Source organism: Sporosarcina sp. FSL W7-1349 (assembly GCF_038003045.1).
GTDB lineage: Bacteria > Bacillota > Bacilli > Bacillales_A > Planococcaceae > Sporosarcina.
The window spans coordinates 1,823,435-1,840,901 of the sequence record NZ_JBBOOK010000001.1 but is presented as its reverse complement, the minus strand read 5'-3'; the positions used below and the strand labels follow the sequence as shown (position 1 = coordinate 1,840,901).

The window sequence follows — 17,467 nt, the reverse complement described above, 5'->3', positions numbered from 1 at the left end:
TAGCTGATTTAGAACATTTTTATTAAACCGTTGAATTCTTCTCCATATTTCTCTAACAGTTGCTTTTCAAAGTCGTGAATAATCATATTTACATACATATCGTGCCGGATATAATTGGTTGTCGTATTGATCATGGCTTGATGATCGGAGACAACCGAATATCCATCATCAGTTGAAGAATTGAAGATAATGGTCTTCTTTTGATCAAACACAATGTTCATTTCGTTGCTATGGCGTTGGTTAAAAATATCAACGTCATAATGAGGAATATTGGTCCACGGGACTTCTAATGAGTTATCACCAAATATGACGCTGTTAATTTTGACTCCGTCCTTGTGGGCCTTGAGCAGTGGCTTGAATATCTTGGCAACATCTACAGACCAGCCACTTAAATAAATTTCGGCGGAAGACAGGGCGATTTCATTTGTAATAAGGTTCAAGGAGGCCTCGTATCCGTCAATGTGGAACAGTTCCGTCTCTCTTTTGCTATTGCTAGTCGAGATGTTTTTGAGTCCTTTGCTCAAAAGATTAAGGTTTTCATTAAAGGAATCCTCGAATAATTTCAATAGGTCTCGATAAGGCATTGGAATATAACTTTTACTATTTGATCTGTCACCTCCTGAAAATAAGTACACATATCCCTTTGCATGTAATTTCCTCAAAGTTTCATAAACTTTAGGACCCGGCACTCCGGATGAGAGCGCTATCATATTGCCGTTGGCAGGATTGTGCTTTAAAAGGGATAAGTAAACTTTAGATTCGTACTCGGTAAAGCCATTTGCTTTTAGCGAATCGATAGTTTTCTCTATATTCAATTTAATCACCCTCACAAGATACTACTACTTGAGTAGTATTATTATTAATGAAATTTTGGATAATCCCGAAATAAATTTTTAGAAGTAGTAGTTATCCTTGGTTAGACAGTTAATTTTGGAATATGCAGGTATTTGCATTTTAGTCGATAGTGGCGGGGAAGATATTTTATAGAACAGAACAAACGTTTGATTGGTAAGGATTTATAGTGTATGATAATAATGTAAATAGAACAAATGTTTCTTTTTTAGGAAGTTAATAATTCGTGGAAGGAGGGATTCAAGTGTATCGGTATGTGTTAAATCTAAACAGTCAAAGTAATGGAGATTACGAGGTCCACAAAGATGGTTGTTACTATTTTCCAGTAAATAACTTTGAAGAATTGGGAAAACACTATGGCTGTGAAAGCGCGGTAGAACAAGCAAAGGCCAGACATCCATTCAAAAGCATTAACGGTTGTAAACATTGTGCTCCGACTTGCCACACTAGCTGATGAATTCATTTTAAAAATGACTAGACTGTATGATTGAATTCGATTGTGTCAATCTTGTACTTGGAACAGAATTTCAGTTAGGCTTGGGCATCGATTAGGGGGAGTCAGTCCGGTACCAATGATAAAAATATAGCTGACTCTCCCTATAAATTTCAGAAGAAATGACCTTTTAGTCATGCTATAATAAATAAAGTAAAACCGTTACCTGATGAACGTAGACATAGATATATTTGTATAAGCTTGAACGGAAAGGAGAGGAGAAAATGAGTTCATCGCCTTATCAAGGGGAAATTGTCCAAGCAATCATGGAATTATCCGGCATGATCCAAAGTATGCGGACAGAATTCGGAGAAGGTATTGGCGATTTAAAAAAAGATGTTAGTGTATTGAAAGAAGATGTTTGTATATTGAAAGAAGATGTAAACACTATCAAAGAAGACATGAAGCAGATGGGCGAGAAAGTTGAAATGATTGATGCTAAATTTGAAGTGTTGAACCAATCATTGCTAACAACCCAAGCCGAAGTTCACCGCTTGAAAAGAGCGTAATGCCCTGATAGTTAACCCAAAAAGACAAGTGCAGCCGATTCGCCGGCTGTGCTTGTCTTTTTCACTTTGTATCCCTTTATGTGCCTTTGCTTCTACTAGGAAGGCCACCTCAACACAAAATCTTTTAAATATACATGAACTTTTAAGACTTGTAAAGACATAAGAGAAAAACAATCATGTAATATCAAAAACGACTAAATTTTATTTAACCTGTCAAGAAAAGTTGGACTTTACAGAATAATGGATATACAATGAGTAAAAAGACGAGGGGAAATTAGCCTATGCCGAATAAGGGAGTATTGACAAAGTTCCAAGGATCCTTACATAGCCAATTTGGAAAACAGGTCCTATCCACGCAACTGCCGTTTGGAACATTGGAATCTATTTTTGGCATCGACTATGATGTCCAACGACAACTGGATGCTGGTAGGCGGGCGGAGATCCGGAAATTTATCTTGGACTCTTTAGAGCAAGGGAAGCCGTTCTATTTTGCTCCATTTGTGTTCTCAAGTCGGAGAAACATCCGAGTGGCGGATGATGGTTTCGAAATTGAACCAAGGGATAAAATTTATATTCTGGACGGGCAGCACCGCAGTTCCGCGCTATCTTCCGCTATTAGTCACTTAAAAACAATGAAGGAAGCTGCAGAAGAAATTGGGGATTTTACGGAAAGCCAAAAGGCAAAAAAACATATAGACCAACTTGTAAATTATCCTGTCGCCATGCAGGTTTTTCTGGAATTAGATACGCAATCGGAACAGCAACTTTTTACGGACTATAATACTGAGAGGAAGGAGGCCCATCCAGGTCTGCTGATGCAGTACGATCATCGTGACAAATATATTGAGTTAACTCGAAACGTTGCCTATCAATTGGCAGACACTCTTGATATTGAACATAAACGATCACGCTTGACCGCACAAAACTCGTCAGTTACTTCCCTGACCATCATGCGCCGTTGTCTGATTGCATTGTTCGAAGGGCTTCTTACCGTTAAGACGGGAGATCCATATCCCAGGTGCAAGCTGACTGAAATGCCGAAAGTGGCAAAGTACTTCTTTCAGTCCTGGAACGATTTGTTTCCAAGGCAGATGGCTAACCGGTCTACTTACGTTTCTGGTCTGACAGGTATTCAAATCGCTTTGGCATACACGGCTTTCCTTACGATGCGGGAAAATAATATCACTTATTACAAGGCGATTGACATGCTTCGATTATTGAATCGACGTTGCACTTGGAAGCATGACGATCCTTTATTTAAACATATGTATCATTCCGAAGCGAAACAACTGCGTCATCATTCTTCCACAACTGCCATTAAACGAACGGCGCTGGAGTTTCTATCAGTTATTGAGCAAGAAAGGGGCATGGAAAATGATTATTCTTCCCGTCTTTTCTAAGAAGCAAACGATGATTACCTATTCGCTAGAAGAGTTGTTGCAAATGTTAAAGGAAGAACAAATGATATTGCGGGAAACGAACCAAGTACAGGCGAGGGCAATTCGTAGGTATATCTTCGATAATATTATGGAGGAACAGGTTTATATACCTCCAATCGTCGCTTACGTGGAAGAAGGACAATTGGATAAGGGGAAGCCGGATCGTTTGACAGTCATTGATGGGTCACAAAGAATGGAAGCGCTTTCCCAATTGCGGGCTATGATGGTCAAGTCTATGAGCAGTGAAGACGATTTGGAACGGAAAAAAGGATTGCATTTGAACTATATATTAAAGAGTGTGGTGATTTCCGTCCAAGTATTCGAAGGGGTGTCTTCAACAGAAGCCGATCAAATGTACATCGACTTCAATACGAAAGGTAAAAAAGTCTCCCTGTCAAAACGGATTGCTTATGATTCACGAAACGCTATCAACCAGGCGACCAAACAGGTTTTACAAGCGAATGAGAAACTGCGGGAAGCGGGTGTCGAACAGGAGAAAATAGCTGTTGTTCGCCCAAAAAACAAAAACCTGCTTTCTTTATCGCAGTTGCGACAACTGGTTGCATTGTTCATTGATGGAGGTACCGTCAGCAGTAAATTGGCGCAAGATAGGGTTCTAACGAGAGAAACTGAGGAAACGATTGAGTTGATCAATTTTTGGTTTGAGGAGCTATTCAAACTACATCCCGTCGAAACGATTGGCAATTATGATATATCTATATTTGCCAGTTTCCCCCTACTTTACGCAGTAGGAAGCTATGCAATAGAGGGAACAGAAGAGATTGAGGAAACAGAACTAAAAACACAGATTAAACGAAGAATGGAGAAATTAAGATCAATCGATTGGTCCAGGGATAATCCAGTTTGGAGAGAATTCGACGGTTCTGAAAGAGGAAAAGAGAAATACTTTTATTTAAAAAATGATAAAAAAAATATAAAGGCTATCACCAATTGGCTTAGCCGTAAAGGAGGTGAGTGATGTGTGAATAATAGGGAAACAGAAATCCCCGGGTGTCATTAGTCTTGCCAGACACACCCGAGGATTCTAGCACCGGCGTATACCGGTACAATACCAGTATACGCCTTTTTTGTGGAAATTGTAAGGTTTAAAAACAACGAGGAGGCGTAAAAAGGAAAATGAAATCTAATTTTATTATCAAGTGGGAGACTGTGATTTGTGTCCCGAATTATGATGATCAGGGAAAGCCTTGTTCGATGATCGTGGAAAATGGGCAACTTATTAAAGTGGATATGAAACCGAGAGATCTCATCAATGAAAACCTATTATACTACGGATCAAGTTTACAAGGAGCGACCGATGGGGCTAGCCGAATCCTAGGAAACACCTATATAAATCCGGTGGCGATCAGCGAGAAGCAAAATATTTATTGGCTTCCGAGCAAATCCCCGGCTAGTGACGACTGTGTTTGGTTTGCGTTGCATCATATCGTGAAACTCCGTGCATTCGGCAAAGCACAAACTGAGGTTCAACTGATAGGCGGGCATAAAATTGTGATTGACTCTAGCTTTTATACGTTGACCAAAAGAGAAATGCGTGCGTACACGTTGAAAGGAAAAATTGAGAGAAGGTCTGAGAAGCCTGCTGAAATAGTTAGAGAGGAACAGAATTGCTATTATATCAGCAAGCCAAAGGGAAAAGTGAATTATGAATTGAAAAAGCAGGACGAAGATTTATAGTAAAGGATTAAGAAAAAACCGTTAAGCCCTTTGTGGTTAACGGTTTTTTGGTGTGCATAGCATGGGAAGGAGCTGGGAAAAGAGCAAACGAATCAACCAAGGATTTTCTGCCGAGTTAAGAAAATAAAACAGGAGTGTCGACATTAGGAGATTGAAAGAAGACGTGAAAAGATGAGCGAGAAAATCAAAATGATCGATGCTAAACAAGATGTATTAAACCAAGGACTGTTAACGACTCAAGTAGATATGCTTCAGACCTGGTTGATTGCAAAAGAAAAAAGACAAACCCAGTCGATCTGTACACGAAGTGTTTGTCTTTGATCATTTCAATCTCTTATTCGATTTGACGTCCGACTGCCCGGTTTCCTTCATACTACCTGTTTCTCTGCTTCTCTCTCTTTCGCTGCTTCCTTTTCCACTTTCTCGTCTTTCTTCTCCTCCGATTTCTCTTTCTTATCCTTTTTCTTTTCCTGTTTTTCCTTCCCTTTCGTTTCTCGATGTTCAATCCACTGGCTGACTTTGGCAAGGATGAAGGTAACAAGGACGGCGAAGAGAACGAAGCCATAATAGCCGGCGCCGATGCCGATGCCAACGCCGCCTGCGAAGAAGATCATGGCGGCGGAGGTAAGGCCGGTGACGCGGAAACCGTCTTTCATGATTAGGCCTGCTCCCAAGAAACCGAGCCCGGAGACGATTTGGGCGGTAAGCCGCATCGGGTCCATCCGATTGTTGATGTTGCTGCTACCGAAGTCGACAGCACTATGGATGGAAACGAGAGTAATCAGAGTGCAAGAGACCGATACGAATGTGAATGTTTTCAAGCCGGCCGGTTTGTTTTTTGCGGACCGGTCCCAGCCGAGGAACATTCCGACTAGGGCACTGACAATAATCCGTAAGTAGATTTCAGCATATTTCACGATATGTTCATCGTAAAACCATTGTACGTATTCGATATCCTTCTCCTCCTCCTGAGACAAGCTTCTCTTATCCATTGGAGGGTTCGTCAAATTGCAGTTTCTCAAAAATCAGTCATCTATCGTGAACCATTGGACGTTCGCTTCGGTCAATGTTTCCTCCCATTCCGGAGGAGCTGTTTGATCACAGATGACGATATCTATATCTGTAAGACGTGCCATTTTATAATGGGTCCGTTTGTTCAATTTTGTATGGTCAATCAATAAAATTGTTTCATTTGCGTGTTCGATCAATTTTTTCGTGACCATTCCTTTGGAGAGGTCATAGCTGGTCAGGCCGTCTTTTACGGATAAGCCGTCAGCGGCGATGAAGTTTTTATCTACATAGATATTGTTCATCATTTCCAATGTGTGTTCGCCGACCAATCTTTGATGAAAAACATCAACTTGTCCACCAATTAAAATAATTTTTCCTGTAAATACATTTTGCTGCAGCATTTCCATCAAGACATTCAAGGAATTGATGGATGGGGTGACAATAGTGATATTCTTTTTATTCTTCAAACTCTTTGCCATATAAAGCGGCGTTGTCCCTTCATCGATTGCAATGACGTCATCGTCTTTAATAAGGGAGACGGCCAAGGCACCGATTTTTTCCTTGCCTTCTTTATTGATGATCTCCCTCTCCACGGTTGGGGGTTCTTGGTTGAAGAACGTCAGGGAAATCGCTCCCCCATACACTTTTTTTAACTTGCTTTCATATTCCAGGTCATCGAGATATTTGCGTATCGTCTCGGTGGATACTTTTAAATGAACGGCAAGGTCTTTCACCTTTACCTTGCCGTTCTTCTCCAATATGTCTAGTATTTTACGTTTGCGTTCAATGCTTGCTAATGACAACCAATTCGCCTCCACTGTATATGAAAATCCTTATATTATCCTATTATAGCATCAGTATAATTTATAAGGAATCTTCTGTCAGGGTAGTTGTTTCCCTGTTAATTTACAGCTTCTTTCCAGTAACAACTTTCTTCGATCGCTACTAATAGATCTTTGATTTTCGCTGGGGTGACGGCTCCGATGTTGCCAATACGGAATGTATTGACATCGGTCACTTTACCCGGATAGATGACAAACCCTTTTTCCTTCAATCGGTTATAGAACTCATCGAAAGTGAAGTCTTCATGATCTGGGAAGTTGAAGGAAGTGATGATTGGCGATTGGTGTTCATCCGATAAAAGAGTTGTAAATCCAAGTTTCCGCATGCCTTCCACGAGCGTCCGCTGATTTTCGCGGTACCGGGCCGCGCGTGCTGCCACGCCACCTTCTTCTCCCAGTTCTTTAAGAGCCTGTGCGAACGCGCGGACGACGTGTGTCGGTGATGTGAATCGCCATTTTCCGTTGTTCTCTTCCATCGTCTTCCATTGGCTGTATAAGTCAAGGGAAAGGGAACGGGCATTGTTTTGACATTTCTCGAATTCCTCTTTATTTACAATGATGAAACCAAACCCAGGGACTCCTTCGATACATTTATTAGCGCTGCTCACCAAATAATCGACACCTAACGTATCAATGTCCATTTCGATGCCGCCAAAACTGCTCATTGCATCCAAGATGAAGATCCGGTTATGTTTTTTGACAGTTTCACTAATTTTATCGATCGGGTTTAGCCGGCCTGTTGTTGTTTCGCAGTGGACGACCGCCACATGCGTAATGGCCGGGTCAGCTTCCAAGATGGAGTTTAACTCCACTAGGTCGGGATCAGACGTCTCTCCGCTGTCGAGCATGACGGTATCAATGTTCAAATACTTGGCGATTTCGCCGATCCGGTATCCGTACGCCCCGTTTCCGATCACCAGCAGTTTGCCGTCCTTCGGAATGACCGTACCGATGACGGATTCCACGCTGAATGTACCGCTTCCTTGCATAAGAACAGTCGAGTATTTCCCGGGATTATTTGTAGCAAGATTAACAAGATTTGAGCGGATTCCTTGAACGATGTTATTGTAATCATCGTCCCAAGTACACCAGTCTTTCATCATCGCCAATCGCACGCCATCACTCGTAGTGAGTGGACCTGGTGTTAGTAGAAGGTAAGGGTTGTTTGTAAATTGAACAGTAGACATGACATATTCCTCCTCAAGGGTTTGTTATTTTGGATGGTGCCTGATTTATCCGAGTTTGCAGATGGCTCTTGAGCAGAGCCACTTCTTTCTCAAAATCATTTCCGCTTTTGGCTCCCGTGTCCTGATTTGGTCTCGTCTTGATGAGCGCGACACAGATCATCGACATGATGCCAAGAATCATTAAATAAACAGCAGCCGGCAACCATGACCCATTAAATTTGGTAATTAAAGCAGTTGCGACCAGCGGCATCGTTCCTCCGAAAATGGCAGCGCCTAATTGATAACCTACCGAAATCCCCGTATAGCGGACTTCCGGGTTGAACATCTCTGAAAACATCGTTCCTAAAACAGCTGTGATGATTGACCAGAGTGCATATCCAATGAGCACAGCGACCGTCAAAGTAAGCATCGTTCTATTAGAAAGGAGCATGAAATAGGGAATGGCAAACAGCGTGACACTCATGGAACCAATGAAGAAGACTTTTTTTCTGCCAATCCGGTCGGATACCATTCCGGCTAGCGGTATGAAGAGCAGGGAACTCAACGTACCGATCGTTATAGCATTGAGCACCGTATTCTCTGGCATACTTAGCGTATTGGTCGCATAGGAAATCCCGAACGTAGCGAACATGTAGAAAGGGGCCGTTTCAATAGCTTTGGCGCCTGTCGTCAAGATGATTTCCCGCCAATGATGCTTGAATGTCGTGACAATTGGCAGTTTCGGGATTTTACCTTCTTTCTGTGCCGCTTGAAAGTCAGGAGTTTCATCCAGACTGCCACGGATCCAAATCCCTAGCAAAACCAAGACCAAGCTTAGCACGAAAGGAATCCGCCAACCCCAAGCAAGGAATTGAGCATCCGGCAGCAATCGCATGAGTGACATCGTGCCGGTTCCTAGAATGATGCCGACAGCGGCACCCATCATCGGGATGCTTCCAGCAAAACCCTTTTTCTTTTCATCCGAGTACTCTACGGCGAGCAATACGGCGCCTCCCCATTCTCCCCCGACGGCGACGCCTTGGATCAGGCGGAGCGATACGAGCAGGATTGGTGCCCAAATACCGATCATGTCGTAGGTCGGAAGCAGCCCGATGAACGCTGTGCTGACCCCCATGATTCCCAATGTAAGGACCAGCGATTTCTTCCTTCCCAATTTATCTCCGATATGGCTGAAAATCACGCCGCCGAGCGGGCGGAAGAAATACGGCAATCCGAAAGAGGCCAACGCCATCAGCAGTCCCACTGTCGGATCGAAATTTGGAAAGAACAGCTTATTAAACACTAGTGCGGCAACAGCTCCGTACAAAAGATAGTCGTAGTATTCAATGGAACTGCCTACTAAACTGGCAATCAACGCTTTCCTTTGTACTTTCTTGGAATAGGTTGGTTTTGTCATGTATACCTCCTTATATCTTTGTTTGTAAGCAATTGTAGAAAAGCTAATGTGAAATGCCTCTCCCCATTTTCCAATAGAGGCGTCAAGCCCCCGGTGCAATATTGAAAAGATGGCGAGAGGTTTTCACATAATCAAACACCCTCCTTCCGATAATTTTGAATTGATAGCGTTTTCAGATAACGCTTGCAGATTACAATATCATATTATTTGAGGATTGGGAATAGATTTATTTGGTTTTATTCTATTTTATATTGCTTTTACTTGGCACTTTTAGGTTTGAAATAGGGAAGATAAAAATGTCTTCTATATATAGATTACTTTTTGGATTGAACAAAGTAGTTATTTATTATAAAAAAAGTAGAGAAAAAAAGTTTTTAAATTGACTGAATATATTGTAAACCAATTAAAAGCAAATAAAACTATAATAAAAATTGAAAAATAACAAGACAAAACAATTAATCTATGATATGCTCTCCTTGTATCAAATTATTTAGAATATTTGAATAGAGGAGTGAAAGAGTTATGAAAGTGTTTTGTCTCGGAGGGGCAGGAAGAATCGCACGAGAAGCGGTACTAGACTTGGTGGAGCATTCGGAATTCGACACCATTACGATCGGGGACTTCAACGAGGAGATCGGACAACAACTCGTCAGAGAGTTGAATGACCCAAGAGTTGATTTCATTAAAGTGAATGTCTACAACCACCAAGAGACCGTCGAGAAAATGAAAGGCTATGACGTTGTCATGGATGGGACAACCATCACATTGAATGGCCTATCGACAGCCTGTATCGCCGAAGCCGGCTGCCATGGCATTAATCTAAATGGTTTCGGTGCGGAGGATGAATTCGATCACCTCTTCAAAGAGAAGGGCAGAACAGCTGTCCCGGGATTTGGAATGACTCCAGGCGTTACTCAAATGATGGCCATGCACGCGGCCAATCAGCTTGATACGGTAGAAAGCGTCCGAGTAAGCCATGGCTCTTTCCGCCCGATCGCTTTTTCGAAGTCGATCACCGAAACAACGACTTTGGAATACGACCCGGACCTTCCAGGGAGAGTCGTGTACGAGAAAGGGAGGTTTGTGCAAGTCCCTCCATTCGCCCGGCCAAGGAATATCAAATTGCCAGAGCCATACGGCGAAACGGTACAGTACATCATTCCCCATTCCGAGACAAAAACGTTGGCGCAAGCGCTGTCGGGAAAAGGTGTCGAACTGATTGAAGTGCGCGGCACATGGCCGGAGAAGAATATGCACCTCGTGCGCGGGCTGTATGAATATGGCATTATGCGCAATCCAAAAGTGACAGTGAACGGCGAAGAGGTCGGAGTGATGGACATCATCGGCGAGTACTTGATGAATTCCAAGGAAGGGCAGGAAACCGCATTATACGGCTACTCTTTGCATGTCGAAGTGGTCGGCGTGAAGGATGGCACTAAAAAACGCCATATCCTTTATCATACTCATCCTTCTAGCGACGGCTCCGTAGAAGGCTGGGAAGGGCTGCGGGCGTATACCCGGAATGTCGGTATCCCGATGGCGATCGCAACGGAACTTCTTGCAAAAGGTGTAGTGAAGAAAACGGGAATCCTCATCCCGGAAGATGCGTTTGAGCCGCAAATGATCTTTGACCAGCTTAAAAAGCGGGGAATCCAGATGCACGAGGAGATCGAAACAGTTGAAGAATCGAAGAATTTGACAGAGGCTTTATAAACTACTTTCATCGTATTGTTTTGAATAAAGGAGGTCAGTGTTTTGAGTATACAATCTCCCCAGATTGAAGCGGTAATTTTCGATTGGGCGGGCACGGCGGTGGACTACGGCTGTTTTGCCCCACTGGATGTATTTATAGAAGTGTTCACTAAAAAAGGAATTGAAGTGCTGCATGAGGAAGCACGGGAACCAATGGGGATGCTGAAGTGGGATCACATCAATGAAATGTGCAAGATGGACAGAATCGCGCAGCTATGGAAGGACAAGTTCGGCCGTCTTCCCGAGGAAAAGGATGTAGACGATTTGTATGCGGATTTCGAGCCGCTCTTATTCTCTATCCTGCCAAATTATTGCACACCGGTCCCTGGAGTACTCGAACTGGTAGACCGGCTAAGGGCTAAAGGGATCAAGATAGGTTCAACGACCGGCTACACACAAAAGATGATGGATGTCGTCGCTCCGGGTGCAAAGCAAAAGGGATATGCGCCGGATTATATGGTTACTCCGGACGACGTACCTGGCGGAAGGCCATCCCCGTGGATGTGCTATATCAACGCGATGAACCTAGGAGTCTATCCAATGAAACATATTATCAAGGTGGGCGACACAATCAGCGATATCAAAGAAGGGCTGAATGCTGGCGCCTGGAGTGTCGGCGTCATCCTCGGTAGCAGTGAAATGGGGCTAAAGCAGGAAGAGGCGGCCGCCATGGCTCCGGATGAATTGGCGGATAGAATGGATGCCGTTGCGAAAAGATTTAAAGAAGCGGGAGCCCATTATGTAATTGACAGTATTGGCGAATTGGACACCCTTCTCCCTAAAATCAATGCCAGACTGCTGAACGGAGATTAAGTGGGGGATAGCCAAATACGTGAAGAGGTGAAGTAAGGTGGAGAACCAGAACTTTGCATTGGGTATGATCGAAACGATTGGATATCCAGCACTTGTAGCGGCGGCGGATGCAGCTTCCAAGGCTGCCGATGTAAAAGTCGTTACATACCAGGGCGCGGATGCCGGTCTGGTCACGATTTATATTGTCGGAGATGTCGCCTCCGTACAGTCCGCCGTTTCGATCGGAGCCGAGGAAGCGAAGGAGGTCGGGCGACTGCATCATTCTCATGTCATCGCAAGACCGGATGATAGTACGAAGAAGCTCATATTCCAATTGCTTTCTAAAGCGGAAGAGAAAAAAGAGGATAAGCCAAATAGTAGCGAAGAAGAACAACCAAAAGCAGTTGTGGAGATGAAAGAGGAGACGGAACAAGCGGTTGATTATACAAAAGCAAGTCTGCAGGAACTACGGAAGCAGGCAAGTTTACAATCTGATTTTCCACTCCCGGCAGATAAGATCGCAACCGCTAAAAAAGAAGAACTGGTCAAACTCTTATCTGCAGCACAGGTTGGGAAAGGTGGCGATAAATAATGGATAAAGATCTTGAATCCATCCAGCAAGCAAGAACCCTTTTGGCGCAAGCCCAAGCGGCCCAAGCTAGAGCAACGGACATGACACAAGAGGAGATTGATCGAATCGTCCATAGCATGGCGCAAGCCGCCATGAGAGAATCCGGAAGACTGGCGCAGATGGCGTCGGATGAGACCGGCTACGGAAAAGTGGAAGACAAACTGACCAAAAACATGTTTGCTGCTCGCGATGTCTATGAATCCATTAAAGATAAAAAGACCGCGGGTATCATCTCACGGGATGACAAGAAAAAAGTATGGGAGATTGCGGAGCCGGTCGGCATCGTAGCTGGGATCATCCCGTCGACCAATCCGACTTCTACTGTTATATTCAAAGCTTTGATTGCCGTAAAGGCAAGGAATGCGATCGTATTCAGTCCGCACCCAGCCGCAGCGAATTGTACGAAAGAGGCAGCGGAAGTTGTCAAAAGGGCAGCTGAGCAAGCCGGAGCGCCGGAAGGCCTGATTTCTTGCCTGGCGATACCGTCCGTGGCCGGTGCCAACGAACTTATGACTCATGCTTTGACGGATCTCATCCTCGCGACAGGCGGGTCGGATATGGTGAGAGCGGCGTACAGCTCGGGCAAACCGGCATATGGCGTCGGTCCGGGTAATGTTCCGGTCTATATCCATTCAAGTGCTCAAATCCGCCAGGCTGTCGCGGATATCATCAGAAGCAAGACATTTGACTATGGGACGATTTGCGCTTCCGAACAAGCACTTGTTGTTGAGCGTTCCATACGGAGGAAGTTCAAAAGCGAACTCGAATCCCAAGGTGCTTACTTCCTGGATGACTACGAGAAGAAAAGAGTGGGATCGATTATTCTCTCAGGAGGGCGATTGAACCCGCGGATCGTCGGGCAATCACCTCAAAAGCTTGCGGAAATGGCGGGGATTGCCATACCGGATGACTGCAAAGTGCTTGTCGCCGAGGAGGAGAATATCGGGAAGGAGTATCCCTTCTCACTTGAGAAATTGTCGCCCATCTTGGCATTCTACACAGCGGATGATTGGCAGGAAGCTATGGATATCAGCCGCCGCCTGTTGAAAATGGGCGGACTCGGTCATACATTCGGCATCCATAGTGAAGATCCGCAAATCGTCGAGAAGGTGGCATTGTCACAGGAGACGTTTCGCATTGTTGTCAATTCAGGCACGACATTCGGCGGCATTGGTGCGACGACAGAGATTATGCCGTCCATGACGCTAGGCTGTGGGACGCTCGGCAACAACATCACTTCAGACAACATTACGGTAGATCATTTGATGAATATCAAACGGGTTGCCTATGGCGTACGTAAGTTGGAGATGGAAACGCCTTCCGCCAATTACCAGCAGCCGGTCAGCGTCGGAACACAACAGCAAGCATCTGTTTCAAGGGATGAGATCATTGACATCGTTAAAGCGGTCATGCAGGAATTGAAACTATGAATTTGATATGAGGAGGAAGAATTATGAACGGAGAAATGGGAGCATTAGGAATGATTGAAACAAAAGGCTTGGTCGGAGCGGTTGAAGCGGCGGATGCCATGGCAAAAGCGGCAAATGTCAAGTTGATCGGTAAAGTGCATGTCGGTGGCGGTTTGGTGACGGTCATGGTACGAGGGGATGTCGGAGCGGTGAAAGCGTCCGTTGATGCCGGGGCAGCGGCTGCGGAAAATATCGGTGAATTGGTATCGGTTCACGTCATTCCACGACCACATTCCGATATCGAGCTCATTCTTCCGAAGCTGGAAGGATAATGGGTAGCCTATGACGCTAATTACGGAATCCAAGCTTCGAATGATGTTGAAAAACGGGATTCCAAACCCATTCCCCATCCAGGCGGGGGATAAAATAACACCGGCAGCGACAGATTTCTTAAGAGACAGGAACATCGAGATACAAGACGGCCGATCCGTTCAGCGCCCTAAGTCTTCATCCAGTCAAAGGGAGCCTGAACTGCAAATTCCGGTCGGTATATCGAACCGGCATATCCATCTGGCTCCAGAACATGTTCAAGTGTTATTTGGTGACGGACACGAACTGACGAAATACCGTGATTTATCACAGCCAGGCCAATTTGCAGCTACGGAACAGCTTACGATTTTAGGTCCGAAAGGCTTCATTAAAAACGTTCGAATCCTTGGGCCTGTACGCTCCGAGTCACAGGTGGAAATTTCGGTGACGGATGGATTCCAATTAGGAATCCATCCTCCCACCCGTCTATCGGGCTCTTTGGCTGATACGCCCGGCATCACGCTGATCGGTCCGAAAGGGGTCGTTGTCTTGCAGCAGGGCGTCATCGTCGCCAAGCGGCATATCCACATGTCCACTGAAAACGCTAAGACGTTTGGTGTAGTGGACGGGGATGAGTTAATCATTCGGACGGCAGGTGAGCGGCCGGTCATTTTTCCAGACGTTGTCGTCCGGGTCCATCCGGAATTCAGCTTGGACCTGCATCTGGATCTTGACGAAGGCAATAGTGCGGGATTGAAGACGGGTGATCTGGCAACAGTCATTGGAAAAAACGGGATGTTCATGCAAAGGCAAGGGGGGTGAAGACGATGGATGTTCGCGAAATGGTAAAGTCGGCAGTCATTGAAGTAGTGAAATCCATGCAGCAGGAACAGCGGAAAAACGGCAAAGTGCTTTTCATCTTTTGCGACAGTTCTGCGCACGAAGGCCATACAGATCAATTCATCCAACTGAAGGATGACAACATCGGCTACGATTCACTATTTCTGGATGGGGAAACGTCATCATGGATTGGGATGAACCAAGTCGAATCGACAAGCTCTAACCGGATCATCGCAGCAGATGGGAACGCGCCTTCACCGATGGAATTAGCAAAAAGATATGACGGGATCATCATACCGGAGATCGATTTGGACAATGCGGCAAGGGTCGTCCAAGGATTGAAGGGAACAATCAAAGCAGAAGTCATTTTTGCTGCATTGCTGCTTGGCAAGTTTGTACTGATTGGCGATGATGTAACCGGTGTCAAACGGGCGGATCGTCGGTACCTGCAAAAGGTTCATCTGCCTGAACCCTACCAAGTGCTGTTCCAGGAGTATCTGCGACGGCTCAAAGAGCTCGGAATCGGGTTCGTACCAGTACAGGAAATGGCGGCTGCGGCTGCCCGCAAACTCGGAGTACCTGAACAGGGACAAAAGACGGCTGAAGTGAATGCTGACACCGAGAGACTGCAGGAGTACGAAGGTAAACTGACGTATACCAAAAAACTGCTAACGCAGAAGTGGATCCAATCACAAAATTCCATTCCGGATAACACGATTTACCTATCCAAAAACGTCATTATCTCCCCTCTTGCGAAAGATTTGATTAAAGAGAAGAAACTGACGATCAAAGTGATGAAGTAGGGTGATCAGCATGTATCTTTCTAAAGTGGTTGGCAGCGTGTGGATGACGCAAAAGGAAAAGGGAATGGAGAATTTGAAGCTGCTCATCGTGCAACCTCTCAATCTGGACCGCAAACTTGAAGGCAACGCTGTTATCGCCGTAGACCGGATAGGCGCGGGCGTCGGCGAAATCGTCCTTATCACGAGCGGCACTCCCGCTCAGCGGATCTTGGGCGATAGAATTTCTCCGATCGACGCTGCCGTCGTCGGGATTGTCGACTCTTTTGAAGTAAATCAATGAATCGGGTGGTCGGACGACAGGGGAAACCCTTTGCCCGACACATTCCATCAGTCAAACATCCACGGGAAAAATTAGATTGGAAGCTCTATTAACTGTTAGAGGGTGATTTTTTGGGATTCCAACGATATAAGATTGCGGTAATCGGCTCGGGTTTCACTGGAGCGACAACGGCTCTACTGCTCGCCCAGAAAGACTTAGGGGATATCGTCCTCTTGGACATTCCGGAACAGACGAATCCGACGAAAGGGAAGGCGCTCGATCTTTTGCAGACCGGTCCTGTCCAACGATTCAATGCGGGGATTATTGGGACATCCGATTTTGCCGATATTGCCGATGCCGATATGGTCATCATTACGGCAGGAGTAGCCCGGAAACCCGGCATGAGCCGAGATGACCTTGTACACACCAACGCGAAAATCATGCGTGCCATTTCTCAGCAAGTGAAACGGTTTGCGCCGAATAGCTATATCCTCGTACTAAGCAATCCGGTCGATGCGATGACTTATGTTTGCTATAAAACTACCAACTTTCCGAAAAACCGGGTTATTGGGCAATCTGGAGTGCTTGATACAGCGAGGTTCCGGGCGTTCGTCGCCCAAGAACTGAACATTTCGGTCGAGGATGTATCCGGGTTCGTGCTAGGGGGACACGGGGACGACATGGTACCGCTCGTCCGCTATTCCTATGCAGGCGGAATTCCACTGGAGAAGATGATGCCCAAAGACCGCTTGGATGCGATTGTCGAAAGGACGAGAAAAGGTGGAGGCGAAATTGTCAACCTGCTTGGCAACGGCAGCGCCTACTATGCCCCGTCCGCTTCGCTTGTTGAAATGGCGGAAGCAATCTTGAAGGATAAAAAACGGATTCTCCCTTCCATTGCCTACTTGGAAGGTGAATACGGGTTTTATGACCTTTATCTCGGTGTACCGACCGTGCTCGGTGGCCAAGGGATTGAAAGCGTTATTGAACTAGACTTGAATTACGAAGAGAAGTTGGCCTTGGGTAATTCGGCGGAGTCGGTTCGCTCCGTCATGAAGCTTTTGCAAACCCATGTCTGAACGGATTTAGATGGCGTGCCCGTCACGCCCAATCTGGACTCCATCAATTACGCCTCTGCGTAATTGCTTCCGGTTTTGAATTGAGCTTACTTATAAGTATAGGCGGCTCGCACATGCAGTTTAAATATGCGATGTCCTGAAAGTACCTTAATTTCCGCAAAGAACG

The 17,467-nt window shown here is 45.3% G+C and carries 18 protein-coding genes; 13 read left to right on the top strand and 5 right to left on the bottom strand.

Features of this window, described 5'->3' with window-relative positions; translation table 11 throughout:
• Positions 1–8: 8 nt before the first annotated feature.
• Complete coding sequence (locus tag MKY41_RS09110) at positions 9–815, bottom strand: TrmB family transcriptional regulator (protein WP_340744720.1); 807 nt, start codon at positions 813–815, stop codon at positions 9–11.
• Between the two features lie 754 nt (positions 816–1,569).
• On the opposite strand from MKY41_RS09110, the gene MKY41_RS09105 reads away from it, so the two are divergent.
• The 4 genes from MKY41_RS09105 to MKY41_RS09090 all read left to right on the top strand — a co-directional run bounded on the left by MKY41_RS09105 (position 1,570) and on the right by MKY41_RS09090 (position 4,991).
• Positions 1,570–1,854, top strand: coding sequence for a hypothetical protein (locus tag MKY41_RS09105; RefSeq protein WP_340744719.1), 285 nt, complete (start codon positions 1,570–1,572; stop codon positions 1,852–1,854).
• Between the two features lie 281 nt (positions 1,855–2,135).
• Positions 2,136–3,254: a DNA sulfur modification protein DndB gene (locus MKY41_RS09100; protein ID WP_340744718.1), complete on the top strand. Its 1,119-nt coding sequence runs from the start codon at positions 2,136–2,138 to the stop codon at positions 3,252–3,254.
• Entirely contained in the window at positions 3,229–4,272 is a 1,044-nt protein-coding gene (locus MKY41_RS09095) for a DNA sulfur modification protein DndB (protein ID WP_340744717.1), read from the top strand. The genes MKY41_RS09100 and MKY41_RS09095 overlap by 26 nt, the downstream gene beginning before the upstream one ends.
• A 158-nt stretch (positions 4,273–4,430) precedes the next feature.
• Positions 4,431–4,991: a competence protein ComK gene (locus MKY41_RS09090; protein ID WP_340744716.1), complete on the top strand. Its 561-nt coding sequence runs from the start codon at positions 4,431–4,433 to the stop codon at positions 4,989–4,991.
• A 368-nt stretch (positions 4,992–5,359) separates the two neighbouring features.
• Here MKY41_RS09090 and MKY41_RS09085 read toward each other — a convergent pair whose 3' ends face one another.
• The 4 genes from MKY41_RS09085 to MKY41_RS09070 form a co-directional block, all read right to left on the bottom strand.
• Positions 5,360–5,983, bottom strand: a complete 624-nt coding sequence (locus MKY41_RS09085) for an MgtC/SapB family protein (RefSeq protein WP_445683306.1) — start codon at positions 5,981–5,983, stop codon at positions 5,360–5,362.
• Between the two features lie 33 nt (positions 5,984–6,016).
• The gene (locus MKY41_RS09080) at positions 6,017–6,805 is read right to left on the bottom strand and encodes a DeoR/GlpR family DNA-binding transcription regulator (RefSeq protein ID WP_340744715.1); all 789 of its coding nucleotides are present in this window, start codon (positions 6,803–6,805) and stop codon (positions 6,017–6,019) included.
• Positions 6,806–6,903: 98 nt separating this feature from the next.
• The gene (gene phnW, locus MKY41_RS09075; protein WP_340744714.1) at positions 6,904–8,031 is read right to left on the bottom strand and encodes a 2-aminoethylphosphonate--pyruvate transaminase; all 1,128 of its coding nucleotides are present in this window, start codon (positions 8,029–8,031) and stop codon (positions 6,904–6,906) included.
• 13 nt (positions 8,032–8,044) lie between these two features.
• Positions 8,045–9,427, bottom strand: coding sequence for an MFS transporter (locus MKY41_RS09070; protein ID WP_340744713.1), 1,383 nt, complete (start codon positions 9,425–9,427; stop codon positions 8,045–8,047).
• Between the two features lie 522 nt (positions 9,428–9,949).
• On the opposite strand from MKY41_RS09070, the gene MKY41_RS09065 reads away from it, so the two are divergent.
• From MKY41_RS09065 to mdh, 9 genes are all read left to right on the top strand, one after another.
• On the top strand, positions 9,950–11,140 hold the full coding sequence (locus MKY41_RS09065; RefSeq protein WP_340744712.1) for a saccharopine dehydrogenase family protein: 1,191 nt from the start codon (positions 9,950–9,952) through the stop codon (positions 11,138–11,140).
• A 48-nt stretch (positions 11,141–11,188) separates the two neighbouring features.
• Entirely contained in the window at positions 11,189–11,992 is an 804-nt protein-coding gene (gene phnX / locus MKY41_RS09060) for a phosphonoacetaldehyde hydrolase (RefSeq protein ID WP_340745669.1), read from the top strand.
• A 37-nt stretch (positions 11,993–12,029) separates the two neighbouring features.
• Positions 12,030–12,563 carry a BMC domain-containing protein gene (locus tag MKY41_RS09055; RefSeq protein ID WP_340744711.1) on the top strand — a complete coding sequence of 178 codons (534 nt, stop codon included), beginning with the start codon at positions 12,030–12,032 and terminating at the stop codon, positions 12,561–12,563.
• Positions 12,563–14,032 (top strand): acetaldehyde dehydrogenase (acetylating), encoded by a 1,470-nt coding sequence (locus MKY41_RS09050; protein ID WP_340744710.1) that lies wholly within the window; start codon positions 12,563–12,565, stop codon positions 14,030–14,032. Before MKY41_RS09055 ends, MKY41_RS09050 begins: the two co-directional genes overlap by 1 nt.
• 23 nt (positions 14,033–14,055) lie before the next feature.
• The gene (locus tag MKY41_RS09045; RefSeq protein ID WP_340744709.1) at positions 14,056–14,343 is read left to right on the top strand and encodes a BMC domain-containing protein; all 288 of its coding nucleotides are present in this window, start codon (positions 14,056–14,058) and stop codon (positions 14,341–14,343) included.
• Between the two features lie 10 nt (positions 14,344–14,353).
• Positions 14,354–15,142, top strand: a complete 789-nt coding sequence (gene pduL, locus MKY41_RS09040) for a phosphate propanoyltransferase (RefSeq protein ID WP_340744708.1) — start codon at positions 14,354–14,356, stop codon at positions 15,140–15,142.
• 5 nt (positions 15,143–15,147) lie between these two features.
• Entirely contained in the window at positions 15,148–15,963 is an 816-nt protein-coding gene (locus tag MKY41_RS09035) for a hypothetical protein (protein ID WP_340744707.1), read from the top strand.
• A gap of 10 nt (positions 15,964–15,973) precedes the next feature.
• Positions 15,974–16,243, top strand: coding sequence for a EutN/CcmL family microcompartment protein (locus tag MKY41_RS09030; RefSeq protein WP_340744706.1), 270 nt, complete (start codon positions 15,974–15,976; stop codon positions 16,241–16,243).
• 110 nt (positions 16,244–16,353) lie between these two features.
• Positions 16,354–17,301, top strand: a complete 948-nt coding sequence (gene mdh / locus MKY41_RS09025) for a malate dehydrogenase (RefSeq protein ID WP_340744705.1) — start codon at positions 16,354–16,356, stop codon at positions 17,299–17,301.
• Positions 17,302–17,467: the final 166 nt, after the last annotated feature.